Below are 14,686 nucleotides of genomic sequence, written 5' to 3' on the forward strand. Positions count from 1 at the left end.
CCCTTACGAGAACGAGGGACGCATCTCGTGCTCGCAAGCGCAGGCGATGGTGGACTTTGCGCCTTCTGGCACCTCTCGGGCGACGACGTGATCCCCGCCACGGCCGGTTTCGCACGCGGCGGCGCAAAGCCGGTGCCGGTGCTGCGTCTACGGCGCCTTGACGCCGGCGGTACAACGCAGGTGAAGGAAGTCACCCTGCCGCTGCGGGGTCCGGGGGGGCACGGGGAGCAGATCTTTGCGGTCGATCCTAGGCCGTCGCGTTACGACGCCGAGTTGGGTCTGAGCGACGCTGCCGGTGGTTGGGTGATGCTCACCCGTTCAAATGTTCTGGAGCACGGCGCGCGGGTCGATATCCGCTTGTCGCCAGCCGAGCGCCCGAAGATACCCACCGATAGGTCGATCAAGGCGCCGGCGCCGTCTGCGAGGCCCCTAACGGATCATCCGCAGACGGGATCTACAGCGCCGCCGTCAATACAGCCGCGCGAGCAGTTCAACGCGCCGCCTACTGTTCCCGAGCAGCCGGGGATCCGCGCTGTCGACGTCTTGGCGCGGCGCCGTGCGGGCCTCGATCAGGGCCCCGGTCGCGATCCGGGCTTTGCTCACCACCGCGAGGCCAAGCCGTTCGCTGAGGGCCCGTTACAACCTGGTCGCACCGATCAATCGACGACCACGCCGTCGGATTTCGATTCCGAAGCCTCAGCGTCGCGAGACCCGGTGTCGGGATTGCGAAGCGAAGTTGCCGTCCCCGAGCCGGCTGATTCACCCGGCCGGCGCTCGAGCCTATCGCCCACCGCGCCCGTGCGTTACGGCCAGCCGACGCCGGGCAGCACCGAGCTGATGATCGAGGCCGAGCTTCGTGTCAACGGCTGTGCCGCACCCGGCTCGCTGATTGATCTCTTCGGACACCCCTACCGTGTCGGACCGGGAGGCCGTTTCCAGCTGGTCATTCGGGTCGATGATCCGGAATTGATCAAGCGGGCTTTCGAGCTCAATCCTCCGAACCTGCCCGATCGCTCCACGGACGCCTAAGCGCGCAGGCGGGAAGGGTACGGCCACTAGTACCCCGTTGAGGTCGATGTCGATAATGGGAACAAGGTGCACTTCTGATGATCGGATCAAGATTGAATACTCTGCGCAGGACGACGACCCTGGTCTGCGCCCTTCTTCTGGTGTTTGGAGGGACTCCTGCGATGGCCGTCGAGGAACCGGATTACACGGTTGTTCGGACCTTTCCGGATTTCGAGCTTCGGCGTTATCCGCCGTATGCCGTTGCGGAAACCGAGGTCGCGGGCCCCTTCGACGAGGCCGGGAATCAGGCGTTTCGCATCCTCGCCGGCTACATCTTCGGAGACAATCGCGCGAAGGCCAAGATCGAGATGACGGCGCCGGTCAGCCAACGGCCTGCGGCGGACGAGGGCGAGCGCATCGAGATGACTGCACCCGTGGTGCAGCGTCCTGCGAGGGGGGCCGAAGGCGAGACCTTCGTGGTCAGCTTCGTCATGCCGGATCGGTTTACGCTGGACACCCTGCCCGAGCCGAGCGACCCTCGTGTGCGCCTGCGTGAAGAGCCCGGCAAGCTGATGGCGGTGCGCCGCTATTCCGGCCGTTGGACCGAAAAGAGCTATCGCGAGAACGAGACCCGGCTGCTGCGTGCCGTTGAGGAAGCCGGTCTGAAGCCTCTCGCCGCACCCGTCTATGCGCGCTACAACTCGCCCTTCTCGCTCTGGTTTATGCGACGAAACGAGGTCATGGTCGAGGTTGCGGAGTCCGGGACGAACCCTTGACCGAGTGCTCCGATTCCGAGTTTGGCCGAGATCGATGCTCGTCGGGTCGCATGCGACGAGCAAACCGGCCTCTCTCAACGGGTCTCGGCGGATCGTTCGGAGAGAATCGGCGCCGCGCCCGGCGACTTGGCCTGCTGCTTTTCACGCGCCTCGGCGTCCTCGCGCCGGATTCGTCGCGTCACGGCGAGCTGCCACAGACAAAATCCCATGGCGCTGCCGAAGAACAATAGGGCCTGCAGTGATTTGAAGGTGGAGTAATCCATCTGGCCTCCGGTCGGCTTGAGAGTGGTTTGACGATGGAAGATCTTGCCGCCGCCTTGCTGCTGCGCCTCGCGTTGGCGCCCCGCGACTCTCCGGAGATCGTTTCGACCGGACCGCGACTCAACGCTGTCCTTTTCATGGAAATCAGCAACCGCCTGGGGCGCGCGTCAGTCCCACATGACATATTCGCCGTCGGCCGCCGCTGCGGTCAGCAGCTCGATCAAAGGCAGCGCCCGATGGGCAAGACTCACATATTGGCCCTCTTTGCCGTCCTGCGGTGACGGTTGAGTGCCGCTGGGAGCCGGGTCGAGCGGTTCCTCCGCGTGCTCCTCCACTGCAGCCTTCAGTCTTGACAATGCCGCCGGGATATCCTCCGGCATCAGTGCCCCCGGGACTGCACCGCTGTGTCCCATGAGTTTGAGGAGGGCGACGGCGACGTCGCCGAACATGGTGATGTTGGCATAGGCCTTGGTTCGAAATGTGACCAGCATGAACGATGACCTCGAGTGGGCTGAGTGTGTCTCGAATGGGCGGTAGGTCAGGATAGCGCAACTCGCCGCGGTAAGGGCGTCCTTTACCCGAGGCCCTCGGGCGCGGATCTCAAGCCGTCCGCGACCCTTTCAATCCGGGCGGCAGACGCTAGAATGCGGTGCTCGGGGCCGATTCGGGGATCGCACGGCCCACCCGCCAATCTCAGTTAAACCGCGCCCAGAGCGAGAAACGTCGTTTTGTGGCTTTCTCCAGCTTTGCGCCACGACGGACGTCTCGGTGAGGCGCGGTTTAAGACATTGACAAATATAATTTTGAATACCTTTAACCGCGTCGCCTCCAGCGCTTGTCGAGTCTGCCGGGGCCGATCCCATCCAAAAACATCGCATACCGCGCCGGGCGCGGTTTAAGAGCATCATGAGCGACACCGTCGAGACGCCACGAACCAATTTCATCCGCCAGATCATCGAAGCCGATCTGGCCGCCGGCAAGCATACGCGTATCGTCACGCGCTTCCCGCCCGAGCCGAACGGTTATCTGCATATCGGGCATGCCAAGTCCATCGTGCTGAATTTCGGCATTGCGCAGGCGTTCGGGGGCACCTGCAATCTGCGATTCGACGATACCAATCCGCACAAGGAAAATGTCGAGTTCGTTGACTCCATCAAGGCGGATGTGCGGTGGCTCGGGTTCGACTGGGGAGAACGGGTCTATTTCGCGTCCGATTACTTCGAGCAACTCTACGGATTCGCCATCGAGCTGATCGAAAAGGGTCTGGCTTACGTCTGCGACCTGACCGCCGAAGAGACCCGCAGCTACCGCGGCACCTTGACCGAGCCCGGACGGGACAGCCCCTACCGCAACCGCTCGGTCGAGGAAAATCTGGACCTCTTCAAACGGATGCGCGCCGGCGAATTCCCGGACGGCGCCCGCACCCTGCGCGCGCGCATCGACATGGCTTCCCCGAACATCAACCTGCGAGACCCCGTCCTCTATCGGATCAAGCACGGGGTTGTCCATCATCAGACCGGCTCCGCCTGGTGCCTCTATCCGACCTACGACTACACCCATCCCATCTCCGATGCGCTGGAAGGCATCACCCATTCACTGTGCACGCTCGAGTTCGAGGACCATCGCCCGCTCTACGACTGGTGCGTGAACAACGTCTCGGTGCCCTGCAAGCCGCGTCAGATCGAGTTTAGCCGGCTGAATCTCGAATATACGGTCATGAGCAAGCGACGCCTGACCGAGCTGGTCGGCGAGCGTCATGTCCACGGTTGGGACGACCCGCGCATGCCGACCGTCGCCGGACTGCGGCGTCGTGGTTACACGCCGGGTGCGATCCGTGACTTCTGCGAGCGTGTGGGGGTGACCAAATCCGACAACCTGGTCGAGATGGCCCTGCTCGAAAGCACCATTCGCGACGACCTGGATGCGACGGCGCCGCGTCGCATGGCCGTGCTGCGTCCGCTGAAGGTGGTGATCACAAACTATCCAGAGGGCCGAACCGAGTCGATCGAGGCGCGCAATCATCCCAAGGACGAGAGGCTGGGCCTACGTACCGTCCCCTTCGGACGCGTGATCTATATCGACCGGACGGACTTCGAGGAGGTCCCGCCCAAAGGCTTCAAGCGTTTGATCCCGGGCGGCGAGGTGCGACTGCGCAACGCCTATGTGATCCGCTGCGAGGAGGTGGTCAAGGATGCAGAGGGCAATATCGTCGAGCTTCGGGTAACCGCCGACCTCGAAACGCTCGGCCGCAATCCGGAAGACCGCAAGGTGAAGGGCGTGATCCATTGGGTGTCGGCCGATCATGGGGTGCGGGCCGAAGTCAGGCTGTATGATCGGCTGTTCCGCGTCCCGGTGCCGGGCGCCGGCGGGGCCGATTTTCGTTCCGACATCAACCCAGATTCATTGCGCATCCTCACCGGCACAGTGCTCGAACCGGCACTGCAGGATGCCGAGGCGGGCGCCCGTTTTCAGTTCGAACGCGAGGGCTACTTCGTGGTCGACGCCGATTCGACGCCGGAGCGCCCCGTCTTCAATCTCACCGTCGGGCTCCGCGATACCTGGGGTAAGAGCCGGCCATGAGCGACGCGCGAGACGATCTCAAGGCTGCTCCTGCCCGGATCCCGTGGCATGAGCGTCGCGCCGCTGATCTCGGGCTGCGTCTTTACGCGTCCTTCGTGTCCCCGGCAGCGATCCTGCGGGCGTTCCGGCGCGATGCTCTGCAGGCCAGAACACTCGCGCAAGGCCTCTCGGAAGAGCAGGGGAGAGCTCGGGTCCGGATCGCGCGCTTTCCGGGGATCGAGGAGAGCAGCCGCGATTGGTCCGTCTACATGACGCTCGACCATCTCGTCATGGTCAATACCGCGGTGATGGTCCTGATCCACGCGATCTGCACCGATCCCAATCACGGCGCCGAGATCGGTCTGGAGGACGTCCGTCCGCATGAGGACGCCGGGCCGGACCGGATCCTTGCGCTGGAAGCCGCTGTCGAGCGCTACACGGATGTGGTCCAGCGATTGGGTACGCTGCGCGCGCGGGAGCGCCACCCGCATCCTTGGTTCGGCCCACTCAACGCCCGCCAGTGGCACGCCGTGGCCGCGATTCACAATCGAACGCATCGTGCCCAGATCGAAAGGATCCTGCGGCGCCTCCAATCATGAGTGCGGCCGAGGAGGCGCGCGGCCCCGATGGCCTCGCGCGCCTTTATCGCGATCTCGTCGACTGCCGGCGTTGCGCCGGGATGCAGGGGCCACCCGTGCACGGTCAGGCCGTCATCTCGCCGGTCATGATGGTCGGCCAGGCCCCGGGCACGCGTGAGATCCTGCAGGGCATTCCGTTTTGCTGGACCGCCGGCAAGACGCTCTTTCGTTGGTTCGAATCCATCGGGATCGACGAGTCGACCTTTCGCAGCCGTGCCCTCATGAGTGCCGTCTGTCGCTGCTTTCCGGGCAAAAACCCGAAAGGCGGCGATCGGGTTCCCGATGCCGCAGAGGTGGAGCGATGCAGCGGCTGGTGGCGAACGGAGGTCGAGATCGCGCGGCCCCGATTGATCATCCCGGTCGGCAAGCTCGCCATCACTCAGTTCATGGCGTCCAAGCGTCTGAACGATGTCGTCGGAGCCCAATGGCCCTATCGCTCACCGAGCGGTTTGGAGGCCGACCTCATCCCTCTCCCGCATCCATCGGGAGCCTCGACCTGGTTCAAGATGGAGCCGGGCAAGACGTTGCTCGCGAGAGCGTTGTCGCTGATCGACGCGCACCCGGCCTGGCAGGAGATTCGGATGTCTTCTCCTGTGGTGCAAACATCCCGCGCCGGTCGGATCGGCGCAACCTGATGCAAGACTCGGTCGTGTCGTCGCGATCGGTCTAAACCGCGTCCAGAGCGATATGCTTATTTTCGAGTGAGCACAACGTTTGGTGGATCCACAACCTTTGGCCAGGACGCCGTTTAAAATAGTATGTTTTTTAGAATCTTAAACCGCACCGACTCCAGCGGTCGTCAAGTCTGCCGGGGCCGATCCCATCCAAAAACGTCGCATACTGCGCTGGGCGCGGTTTAATTCGGGAACACTCGCTTCCGCGTCGCGCCTGCGGCGCCCCCTTCCGCCGATCACCACCGGAGAGAACCATGAAAGCACGTGCCGCCGTCGCCTGGGAGCCTGCGAAGCCTCTGTCCATCGAAGAAATCGACGTCGAGGGTCCGAAGACGGGCGAGGTCCTGCTCAAGGTCATCGCCTCCGGCGTCTGCCATACCGACGCCTTCACGCTGTCCGGACAGGATCCGGAGGGTGCCTTCCCTTGCGTGCTCGGACACGAAGGCGGATGCGAGGTGGTGGAATGCGGCCCGGGCGTGAAGGGTCTGAAACCGGGCGACCATGTCATCCCGCTCTACATCCCGGAGTGCGGAGACTGCGAATACTGTCACTCGACCAAGTCCAACCTCTGCCAATCCATCGCCTCGACGGTCTGGACCGGCTACATGCCGGACGGGACACGTCGCTTCTCACACCAGGGCAAGCCGATTTTCCATTACATGGGCTGCTCGACCTTCTCCGAATATACGGTCGTGCCCGAGATCGCTTTGGCGAAGATCAATCCCGCGGCGCCGCTCGACAAGGTCTGCCTGCTCGGTTGCGGAATCACGACCGGAATCGGTGCGGTTTTGAATACGGCCAAGGTCGAAGCCGGATCGACGGTCGCGGTCTTCGGTCTCGGCGGGATCGGCCTGTCCGTCATCCAGGGCGCTGTCATGGCGAAGGCTGCCCGCATTATTGGCATCGACCTGAATCCGGCCAAGTTCGAGATGGCCCGCCAGCTCGGCGCCACCGACTGTATCAACCCGAGGGATCTCGCGGGCAGCGTCACCGAGGCCATCGTCGAGATGACCCGGGGCGGCGTGGACTATTCCTTCGAGTGCATCGGCAACGTGGACGTGATGCGACAGGCGCTCGAGTGCTGCCGCATGGGATGGGGCGTGTCCACCATCATCGGCGTGGCCGGTGGCGGTCAGGAGATCCGCACCCGGCCGTTTCAACTGGTGACCGGCCGCACCTGGAAGGGCAGCGCCTTCGGCGGCGTCAAGGGTCGCAGCCAACTGCCCGGCTATGTCGAGCAATACCTCGCCGGCGAGATCGAGGTGGACCGGATGGTGACCCACACCATGCCGCTGGAAGACATCAACCATGCCTTCGATCTGATGCACAATGGCGAGAGCATCCGCTCCGTCATCGTGTTCTAAATCGCGTCCAGAGCGAGATGCTCACTTTCGAGTGAACTCAACGTTTGATGCGTCAACGGCCCTTGACGGGGACGCGGTTTAAAATGGTTCAAGATGGTTTATTTTTTAGTTTCTCAAACCGCGCCGTCTCCAGCGGGCGTCAAATCTGCCAGGGCCGATCCCGTCCAAGAACATCGCATACCGCGCTGGGCGCGGTTTAAGGAGGTCACGATGGAACGCATCGAACACATTCGCGAATTCGGCGGCTGGCTGGAGCGCTATACCCACGACTCCGCCGCCTGCAATTGCCGCATGACCTTCTCGGTCTACCTGCCGCCTCAGGCCGAGGCCGCGCCGGTTCCGGCGGTCTATTTTCTCTCCGGGCTGACCTGCACCGACGACAACGTCCGGGTCAAGGCCGGCGCTCAGCGCTATGCCGCCGAGCTGGGCCTTGCGCTCGTGATGCCGGACACCAGCCCGCGCGGCGAGCAGGTGGCCGATGCGCCGGACCGTTACGATCTCGGGCAGGGAGCCGGCTTTTACATCAACGCGGCGCGTGAGCCCTGGGCGGCGCACTATCGGATGTTCGACTACGTGAATCTGGAGCTGCCGACCTTGGTGGAGCGCGAGCTGCCGCTCATCCCCGGACGGCGCTCCATCACCGGGCATTCCATGGGCGGGCACGGCGCCTTGATCAGCGCACTGAAGAACCCCGGACTCTACCGCTCGGTTTCCGCATTCGCGCCCATCTGTAACCCGGTCGAATCCGCCTGGGGTCGAGGCTGCTTCGCCGCCTATTTGGGCGAGGATACGCCGAGCTGGAAGGACTGGGACGCCACCGAGCTGATCCGCGCGGGTGCCGAGTCCTTACCCTTGTTCATCGACCAGGGGACCGACGACGAGTTTCTCATCGAAGGCCAGCTCAGACCCGAGGCCTTGTCGCAAGCGTGCAAGGAGCGCGGCATCCCGCTGATCCTGAGGATGCAGCCCGACTATGACCACAGCTATCACTTTATCGCCACCTTCATCGGGGAGCATTTGGCCTATCACGCGCGTGCTCTGACGGCTCGGAGCTGAGCCCGTTTGCGGGCCCGATCAGCCTCGTGTCATAGCCCGCCGACGCGCACGTAAATCAGGCACCCTACGTCCGAGAAGGGGGTGTGTTGGCTCATGTGCGGACTGCGGATCCAGGTCCCTTGCGGATAGCGTCCATGCTCGTCGGCAAATTCGCCCTCGAGTACCAGGATCTCCTCGCCGCCCCAATGCGTGTGGCGCTGGAAGTGCGTCCCGGGTGCCCACCGCACCAGCGCGACGCTCTGCGGATAACCGCCCTGCGAATACAGGGGTCGTACCTCGAGCCCGTCTACGAGTCCGGGTCGCCAACTGTCCCTCGCGGTCGTGTTCTCGACCAGACGCGGCCGATCCATCCCCGGGTACTGACGCAGACGCACGAACAGGGTACACCCGGTCTGCGAACGCGGTGAATGTCGACTGCCGTGGGGATTCATCAGGAAGGTCCCGGCCGGGTAGTCGCCGCGCTCGTCGGAGAAGACCCCATCCAGCACCAGGATCTCCTCGCCCTCCGGATGGGCGTGCTCAGGAAAGGCCCCTCCCGGAGCATAGCGCACCAGGCTGGTCACGGGGCCCGACTCGCCCCCCTCTCGGTACAGCGGCTTCCGCGAGACGGTGCCGCTTGGGCTGGGCTCCCAGGGCATCGACGTCGTTTTGATCACCACGCGCTGAGTCGTGTCGGCGTTGACGTCGGCCAGGGCCGGGGAGGACGGGGACTTTAGGGTGTGCATGAGGACTTCCATCATCAGAGCGCGGATCGGCCGGGGAGTATCAGCATCGTCGACGAGTAAGTTGCGGCGGTCGACCCCCTCGTCAACGGACCGCCAAGGCCAAGACTGTCATCCGTTTCATTCCAACGACATCTGTCTTCGGGAGGCAGTGCACGATTGCGACTTGGATTGACGGCACGGGACCCGATCTCCGACGCCATCCAACGAGAGTCGTTTTGATTAAGGAGCCTGTAACCATGTCCGTTCTTCGATCCATCCGCCACAACGCAGTCGTCGCGCTTGCGGCGCTTTCTCTGATCGGCTGCGTGGCGCAAGCCGACTCGACCCTGACCGCCACCGAGGCGATGGAGAAGGCCCGCGCCGGCGAGATCACATTCATCGACATCCGCACCCCGGCTGAATGGCGACAGACCGGGGTTGCGGAAGGTGCGCTCACGATCGACATGACCGCGCCGACCTTCGTGCAGGACGTTCTGAAGGCCGTCGATGGTGATAGGAACGCCCCCATCGTACTCATTTGCCGCACCGGAAACCGGACCGGCTACACTCGAGACGCGCTCGAAAAGCTCGGGTTTACCAATGTCTTGCATGTCGCCGAGGGCATGGCGGGCAGTAAGGCCGGTCCCGGCTGGGTGCGCCGAGGGTTGCCGGTGGAAAGCTGCAAGACCTGCTGAGGGACCGGGCCGGTGGAGAGCCTTCGGGGCGGGCGCTAACGGAGGTGCCGATCCGCCCGTCCGCCCGACTTCCGCCATCGGATGCCGTTGGCTAGAGCGATGCCCGCGCCGACCATCAGTCCGCCGATCAGATGGTAGGCATGTAGGCGCTCCCCGAGCAGCAAGACAGCAAGTCCGGCGCCGAAAACCGGGATCAGGTGCATGTACTGCCCGGTGCGGTTCGGCCCCATCTCCGTCACGGCGCGGTTCCAGAACACGTAGGCAAGCACCGACGGAAACACGGCCACGTATCCGATCGCGGCGAGGTTGGTCGCGTTCGGCTCGAAACGATGCCCCAAGGCGAGATCCCAGCTATAGAGTCCCGACAACGGGAGAAGGCCGATGGCGATGATCGCGGCGAGAAAGGTTTTGGGGTCCAACGCCGTGGGACGCCAGCGCAGGAAGACCGAATAGAGCGCCCAGTCCAGGCTTGCGGCAAGGATCCATAGATCGCCGCGGTTGAGCTGCATTTCACCGAACAGCCTGAACCGACCTTCGATCGCGATGACGACCACCCCGGCAAGCGAAAGCAGGACTCCGATGACCTGTGTGATCCGCAGCGGGGCGCGGAAGAGCACGACGGACAACCCGATGATCACCACCGGCGTCACCGAGGTGAGCAGCACGCCGTTCGTTGCCGTGGTGTGCTGAAGGCCCAAGTAGGCAAAGGTGTTGTAGCCCGTGACCCCCAGCAGGGCGAATAGCGTCAGCACGGCCCAATGGCGACGCAGCAGAGCACGCTGTCGCCAAAGACCGGAGTACGCGAACGGCAGCAGAACGAGCAGCGCGATTGTCCAGCGCCAAAAGGACAGGGCGATCGGAGGGATGTCAGCGCGCAGGGCTCTGGCCATCACGAAATTGCCGGCCCAAAACAGCGGCGGAAGCGCGGCCAAAAACCCGATCGGGATGAGCCGGCGGAGCGCGGTCATCGGCCTGTGATCTGTTCGCATTTCCGGGATGCTGTCGACGGTCCGGCGATCAAACCAGGATACGGAGTCGTGCGGCCGTAGGCCCGTTCGAGAACCGCTCGACACACGCGATGGTTCAGGCGCGAACCGGGCTGATCACGGCCGACCTGCCCAAGCTCGACGCCGAGGCCGAATCAACAGGTGCACCCGGCCCGATCGTGGGCATCCCGCTTCAATCCTCCATGTTGCGAGGCCAGGGCGGGATTCGCCAATCCATGCTCAGTGCCAAGAGGCGCAGCCCGGTCGTGGTGACGGCGCCGGCGATCAGCGCCAGCCAAGGCTCTGCGCCAACCGCGTCGAAACCGATGAAGATCCAGCAGCCGACGAAGGCGCATAGGGCATAGGGGCGATGATCCTGGAACACGACGGGGATCTCGTTGCAGAGCACGTCCCGCAACACCCCGCCGAAGACGCCCGTCACGACACCCATCATGACGACGACGATGAGCGGCATCTCCGCAGCCATCGCCAGCGCAGCCCCCGAGACCGCAAACAGCCCCAGCCCAAGGGCGTCCGTGAGGTTCATGAGCCGATCCGCCCAGCGATGCCGCATCAAGCCGAGCAAGGGCGAGCCGATCACGGTCAGCCCCAAGACCAGCCACACATACTCCTGATGCTGTACCCAGAAGAGCGGCCGGCGCTCGAGGAGGACGTCACGGAGCGTTCCGCCGCCGAACGCGGTGACGAAGGCGACCGTGAAGACCCCGACGATATCCATCCGCCGCCGCGCGGCCTCGATGAGGCCTGATATGGCGAACGCGATGATGGCGCCGATTTCGATGATGGTCAGCATAAGCCTTTAATTCCGCCAGGCGACTCGCACTGCCCGCCAGGGTCTGGACGCAATTCCCGCCGGATCCTTCCGTGAGGTTCGCCGACCCCTGACTCCATTCCGGGATGCGTCCGGAGAAGCAGAGCTGACCACAAAGAAAGAACTTCAGATCGCACTCCAGGGGCCGTTCAACCGCCGGTTTTAGGATGATGGGCATCCTGCTCGGAGGCGTGATGGCCCTTTTGCTCGAGTCCTTTCTCTAAACCGCGCCGGCTCCAACGGTCGTCAAGTCTGCCGGCGCCGATCCGATCCAAACAGATCGCATACCGTGCCGGGCGCGGTTTAGGTCATCCGAGCCGCGACAAATCCCGGACGGCCCCGTGAGCCGCGCTGGTCGTCAATAAGGCGTAGGCCTTGAGCGCCGTCGAGACCTGACGATGCCGGTCGAGCGGCTTCCAGGCTGCAGCACCCCGTGCCTCCATGGCGGCCCGGCGGGCGGCGAGGGTTTGATCGTCCACGGCGAGGTGGATGCGCCGGCTCGCGATCTCGATTTCGATTCTGTCGCCGTCCTCCACGAGCGCGATCAAGCCGCCCTCTGCAGCCTCGGGCGAGACGTGGCCGATCGACAGCCCCGAGGTCCCGCCGGAGAATCGCCCGTCCGTGATGAGCGCGCAATGTTTCCCGAGCCCTTTGGATTTGAGATAGCTGGTCGGATAGAGCATCTCCTGCATCCCGGGTCCACCCTTGGGCCCTTCGTAGCGGATGACGACCACGTCGCCCGTCTTGACCTGATCGGTGAGGATGGCGGTCACGGCGTCTTCCTGACTCTCGAAGACGCGGGCCGGCCCCACGAAGGCACGGAGCACCGAGGTCGGCACGCTGGTCGTATAGCGCAGCTCGTCCTTCTCGATCGCGTCTGTCTCGAACATGCTGGGGTCGACGCCGGCGGTCTTCACGATACAGCCCTCTTCGGCCAGATTGCCGAAGAGTACCGCCAGGCCGCCGTCGCGGCTGTAGGCGTGCTCGAGATCACGGATACAGCCCTCGGCCCGATCCAGGTCCAGATCCGGCCAGAGCTGGGCCTGGCTGAAGGCCACCTGGGTCGGGATGCCGCCCGGCGCAGCCAGATAGCGCCGACGCGCCTCTTCATCCTCCGTGTAGCGCACGTCCCAGCGCGCGAGCGCCTCGCCGAGCGAAGCGCTGTGAACGGTCGCTAGATCGCGATGGATGAGCCCCGCGCGGTCCAGCTCGGCCAGGATGCCGATCACGCCGCCGGCCCGATGGACGTCTTCCATATGATATTTCTGGGTCGAGGGCGCGACCTTACAGAGGTTGGGCACGCGGCGGCTCAGCCGATCGATGTCCTCCATACTGAAGGGCACGCCGCCCTCGTAGGCCGCCGCGAGCAGATGCAGCACCGTGTTGGTGGATCCGCCCATCGCGATGTCCAAGCTCATGGCGTTCTCGAACGCCTCGAAGGTCGCGATCGAGCGGGGCAGTGCGCTGGCGTCGTCCTGCTCGTACCAGCGGCGTGCGAGCGAGACGATCAGCCGGCCGGCCTCCAGGAAGAGATCCTTGCGCGCGGCATGGGTGGCGAGCAGCGATCCGTTGCCGGGCAGGCTGAGCCCGAGCGCCTCGGTCAGGCAGTTCATGGAGTTTGCGGTGAACATGCCGGAGCAGGATCCGCAGGTCGGACAGGCGGAGCGCTCGAGCTCGGCGACCGATGCGTCGCTTTGGGTCTCGTCACCCGCGGCGACCATGGCGTCGACTAGGTCCAGATGCAGCTCTTCGCCTTTGCGAATCACCTTGCCGGCCTCCATCGGCCCGCCCGAGACGAAGACCGCCGGGATATTCAGGCGCAGCGCGGCCATGAGCATGCCGGGCGTGATCTTGTCGCAGTTGGAGATGCAGACCAGGGCATCCGCGCAGTGGGCATTGGCCATGTACTCGACCGAGTCTGCGATCACCTCGCGCGAGGGCAGGGAATAGAGCATGCCGCCGTGCCCCATTGCGATGCCGTCGTCGACCGCGATGGTGTTGAACTCCTTTGCCACGCCGCCGGCGGCTTCGATCTCGCGCGCGACGAGCTGGCCCATATCCTTCAGATGCACGTGGCCGGGGACGAACTGGGTGAAGGAATTGACGACCGCGATGATCGGTTTGTCGAAATCTCCATCCGTCATGCCGGTGGCGCGCCAGAGCGCGCGAGCGCCGGCCATATTGCGGCCATGGGTGGTGGTGCGTGAGCGGTACTGGGGCATGGGAAGCTACCTGGCGGGAAGGATCGGATCCCGCCAAGTATACCCGGCTGAAACGCGCCCGATAGGGCATGGCGGGTTCGGAATTTGGGTTTGCCGGCGTGCGACAAACAACCTCGGCAGGGCGCGTTTCAGGGTGTTGAGAACTCCATGAACCACGTCTTCGCCAGGGTCGAACATGACTCAAGCCGTTTACATGCTAAAGAATCTGTCTTGGACTCGTTATCTTGAACCGCGTCCGCGCCGATGTCGCGGGAGAATGCGAGCTTTTGAGACCCACCCCGACCCACACCGGGGGCACGGGACGCGGTTCAACAACACTCCGTCTCGAGGACGTCGAGCTCGGCGATCAGCTCGGGTGCCTCGAGGCGATCCAGCAGGTCGCGGATATCGTTGAGATGACAGTGGATGTGATAGAGCTCGTCGTGCGCCGGCCCCTTCTCGCCGTCGAGCTTGGCCGCGAGGTAGGTCCAGAAGGGATCCCGTCGGTCGGGGTCGAGCATCAGGTCGCGGAGCCCGGCGACGAAACGCTGCGCCCTGGCGTCGCAGTCGAGTCCGAGAAAAGAGATGTAACGGTCGCTGAAGGCAGGTGTGTTGTCGGTCGTCATCGTCGCTCGTGAACAGGTCATCGGGGCATTCCGCGCATGCTAGCGCATCCCGGCGCCCTGCGGGTCGGACTCAAGTCCGAGGGCACGCAGCCAACCTTTGCCGGTGGCGTCGGGCTGAAGCCCGAACCCTGGGGACTGTGATCCGTGGAGGTGCTCGTCCGGCATACGGACGCTTCCCGTCACGGTGGATCCGACAATGGTTTCGACATCGTCGCTCCTCCGACGCGTCGGCGTATAATCGTACGAAATATCCGGATTTAGACCGGCCCAGGATTGGCTCCTGCCGAGCTGCCCGTCAGACAACGG

The 14,686-nt window shown here is 64.1% G+C and carries 15 protein-coding genes; 8 read left to right on the top strand and 7 right to left on the bottom strand.

The genetic code is table 11. From position 1 onward, the window contains the following. Positions 1-27 precede the first annotated feature (27 nt). Both LT988_RS23305 and LT988_RS23310 read left to right on the top strand, forming a co-directional pair. The gene (locus LT988_RS23305; protein WP_232407899.1) at positions 28-1,029 is read left to right on the top strand and encodes a DUF4912 domain-containing protein; all 1,002 of its coding nucleotides are present in this window, start codon (positions 28-30) and stop codon (positions 1,027-1,029) included. A 161-nt stretch (positions 1,030-1,190) separates the two neighbouring features. Next, a complete protein-coding gene (locus LT988_RS23310; protein ID WP_232407900.1) occupies positions 1,191-1,784 on the top strand; it encodes an SOUL family heme-binding protein in 594 nt (197 codons plus the stop codon). Positions 1,785-1,858: 74 nt separating this feature from the next. On the opposite strand, the gene LT988_RS23315 is transcribed toward LT988_RS23310, so the two are convergent. Together LT988_RS23315 and LT988_RS23320 are read right to left on the bottom strand one after the other, a co-directional pair. Next, positions 1,859-2,047, bottom strand: coding sequence for a hypothetical protein (locus LT988_RS23315; protein ID WP_232407901.1), 189 nt, complete (start codon positions 2,045-2,047; stop codon positions 1,859-1,861). Between the two features lie 165 nt (positions 2,048-2,212). Beyond that, complete coding sequence (locus LT988_RS23320; RefSeq protein WP_232407902.1) at positions 2,213-2,536, bottom strand: DUF1840 domain-containing protein; 324 nt, start codon at positions 2,534-2,536, stop codon at positions 2,213-2,215. A 415-nt stretch (positions 2,537-2,951) separates the two neighbouring features. Between LT988_RS23320 and LT988_RS23325 the strand changes: the two genes are divergently transcribed. From LT988_RS23325 to fghA, 5 genes are all read left to right on the top strand, one after another. Continuing rightward, positions 2,952-4,625: a glutamine--tRNA ligase/YqeY domain fusion protein gene (locus LT988_RS23325; RefSeq protein ID WP_232407903.1), complete on the top strand. Its 1,674-nt coding sequence runs from the start codon at positions 2,952-2,954 to the stop codon at positions 4,623-4,625. Then, positions 4,622-5,203, top strand: a complete 582-nt coding sequence (locus LT988_RS23330) for a DinB family protein (RefSeq protein WP_232407904.1) — start codon at positions 4,622-4,624, stop codon at positions 5,201-5,203. The genes LT988_RS23325 and LT988_RS23330 overlap by 4 nt, the downstream gene beginning before the upstream one ends. Next, positions 5,200-5,877 (top strand): uracil-DNA glycosylase family protein, encoded by a 678-nt coding sequence (locus tag LT988_RS23335; RefSeq protein WP_232407905.1) that lies wholly within the window; start codon positions 5,200-5,202, stop codon positions 5,875-5,877. Before LT988_RS23330 ends, LT988_RS23335 begins: the two co-directional genes overlap by 4 nt. Positions 5,878-6,170: 293 nt before the next feature. Continuing rightward, the gene (locus LT988_RS23340; protein ID WP_232407906.1) at positions 6,171-7,280 is read left to right on the top strand and encodes an S-(hydroxymethyl)glutathione dehydrogenase/class III alcohol dehydrogenase; all 1,110 of its coding nucleotides are present in this window, start codon (positions 6,171-6,173) and stop codon (positions 7,278-7,280) included. Between the two features lie 210 nt (positions 7,281-7,490). Beyond that, positions 7,491-8,336: an S-formylglutathione hydrolase gene (gene fghA, locus LT988_RS23345; RefSeq protein WP_232407907.1), complete on the top strand. Its 846-nt coding sequence runs from the start codon at positions 7,491-7,493 to the stop codon at positions 8,334-8,336. A gap of 29 nt (positions 8,337-8,365) precedes the next feature. On the opposite strand, the gene LT988_RS23350 is transcribed toward fghA, so the two are convergent. Further along, positions 8,366-9,061: a cupin domain-containing protein gene (locus LT988_RS23350; protein ID WP_232407908.1), complete on the bottom strand. Its 696-nt coding sequence runs from the start codon at positions 9,059-9,061 to the stop codon at positions 8,366-8,368. Between the two features lie 236 nt (positions 9,062-9,297). On the opposite strand from LT988_RS23350, the gene LT988_RS23355 reads away from it, so the two are divergent. Further along, entirely contained in the window at positions 9,298-9,735 is a 438-nt protein-coding gene (locus tag LT988_RS23355; RefSeq protein WP_232407909.1) for a rhodanese-like domain-containing protein, read from the top strand. Positions 9,736-9,770: 35 nt separating this feature from the next. Here LT988_RS23355 and LT988_RS23360 read toward each other — a convergent pair whose 3' ends face one another. From LT988_RS23360 to cowN, 4 genes are all read right to left on the bottom strand, one after another. Then, on the bottom strand, positions 9,771-10,703 hold the full coding sequence (locus LT988_RS23360) for a DMT family transporter (protein WP_232407910.1): 933 nt from the start codon (positions 10,701-10,703) through the stop codon (positions 9,771-9,773). 211 nt (positions 10,704-10,914) lie between these two features. Beyond that, the gene (locus LT988_RS23365; RefSeq protein WP_232407911.1) at positions 10,915-11,535 is read right to left on the bottom strand and encodes a trimeric intracellular cation channel family protein; all 621 of its coding nucleotides are present in this window, start codon (positions 11,533-11,535) and stop codon (positions 10,915-10,917) included. Positions 11,536-11,861: 326 nt separating this feature from the next. Further along, complete coding sequence (ilvD, locus tag LT988_RS23370) at positions 11,862-13,775, bottom strand: dihydroxy-acid dehydratase (protein ID WP_232407912.1); 1,914 nt, start codon at positions 13,773-13,775, stop codon at positions 11,862-11,864. A 308-nt stretch (positions 13,776-14,083) separates the two neighbouring features. Beyond that, positions 14,084-14,380 (bottom strand): N(2)-fixation sustaining protein CowN, encoded by a 297-nt coding sequence (cowN, locus tag LT988_RS23375; RefSeq protein ID WP_232407913.1) that lies wholly within the window; start codon positions 14,378-14,380, stop codon positions 14,084-14,086. Positions 14,381-14,686 lie beyond the last annotated feature (306 nt).

Origin of the sequence: Thiocapsa bogorovii, from assembly GCF_021228795.1 — a bacterium.
Taxonomy (GTDB): domain Bacteria; phylum Pseudomonadota; class Gammaproteobacteria; order Chromatiales; family Chromatiaceae; genus Thiocapsa; species Thiocapsa bogorovii.

Bases quoted from the DNA above. Each gene is read 5' to 3' on its own strand.
- LT988_RS23365 (WP_232407911.1), bottom strand. From the start codon at position 11,535: ATGCTGACCATCATCGAAATCGGCGCCATCATCGCGTTCGCCATATCA.
- LT988_RS23310 (WP_232407900.1), top strand. From the start codon at position 1,191: ATGGCCGTCGAGGAACCGGATTACACGGTTGTTCGGACCTTTCCGGAT.
- LT988_RS23320 (WP_232407902.1), bottom strand. From the start codon at position 2,536: ATGCTGGTCACATTTCGAACCAAGGCCTATGCCAACATCACCATGTTC.
- LT988_RS23350 (WP_232407908.1), bottom strand. From the start codon at position 9,061: ATGCACACCCTAAAGTCCCCGTCCTCCCCGGCCCTGGCCGACGTCAAC.
- LT988_RS23315 (WP_232407901.1), bottom strand. From the start codon at position 2,047: ATGGATTACTCCACCTTCAAATCACTGCAGGCCCTATTGTTCTTCGGC.
- LT988_RS23330 (WP_232407904.1), top strand. From the start codon at position 4,622: ATGAGCGACGCGCGAGACGATCTCAAGGCTGCTCCTGCCCGGATCCCG.
- cowN (WP_232407913.1), bottom strand. From the start codon at position 14,380: ATGACGACCGACAACACACCTGCCTTCAGCGACCGTTACATCTCTTTT.
- LT988_RS23325 (WP_232407903.1), top strand. From the start codon at position 2,952: ATGAGCGACACCGTCGAGACGCCACGAACCAATTTCATCCGCCAGATC.
- LT988_RS23355 (WP_232407909.1), top strand. From the start codon at position 9,298: ATGTCCGTTCTTCGATCCATCCGCCACAACGCAGTCGTCGCGCTTGCG.
- LT988_RS23340 (WP_232407906.1), top strand. From the start codon at position 6,171: ATGAAAGCACGTGCCGCCGTCGCCTGGGAGCCTGCGAAGCCTCTGTCC.
- LT988_RS23360 (WP_232407910.1), bottom strand. From the start codon at position 10,703: ATGACCGCGCTCCGCCGGCTCATCCCGATCGGGTTTTTGGCCGCGCTT.
- LT988_RS23335 (WP_232407905.1), top strand. From the start codon at position 5,200: ATGAGTGCGGCCGAGGAGGCGCGCGGCCCCGATGGCCTCGCGCGCCTT.
- fghA (WP_232407907.1), top strand. From the start codon at position 7,491: ATGGAACGCATCGAACACATTCGCGAATTCGGCGGCTGGCTGGAGCGC.
- ilvD (WP_232407912.1), bottom strand. From the start codon at position 13,775: ATGCCCCAGTACCGCTCACGCACCACCACCCATGGCCGCAATATGGCC.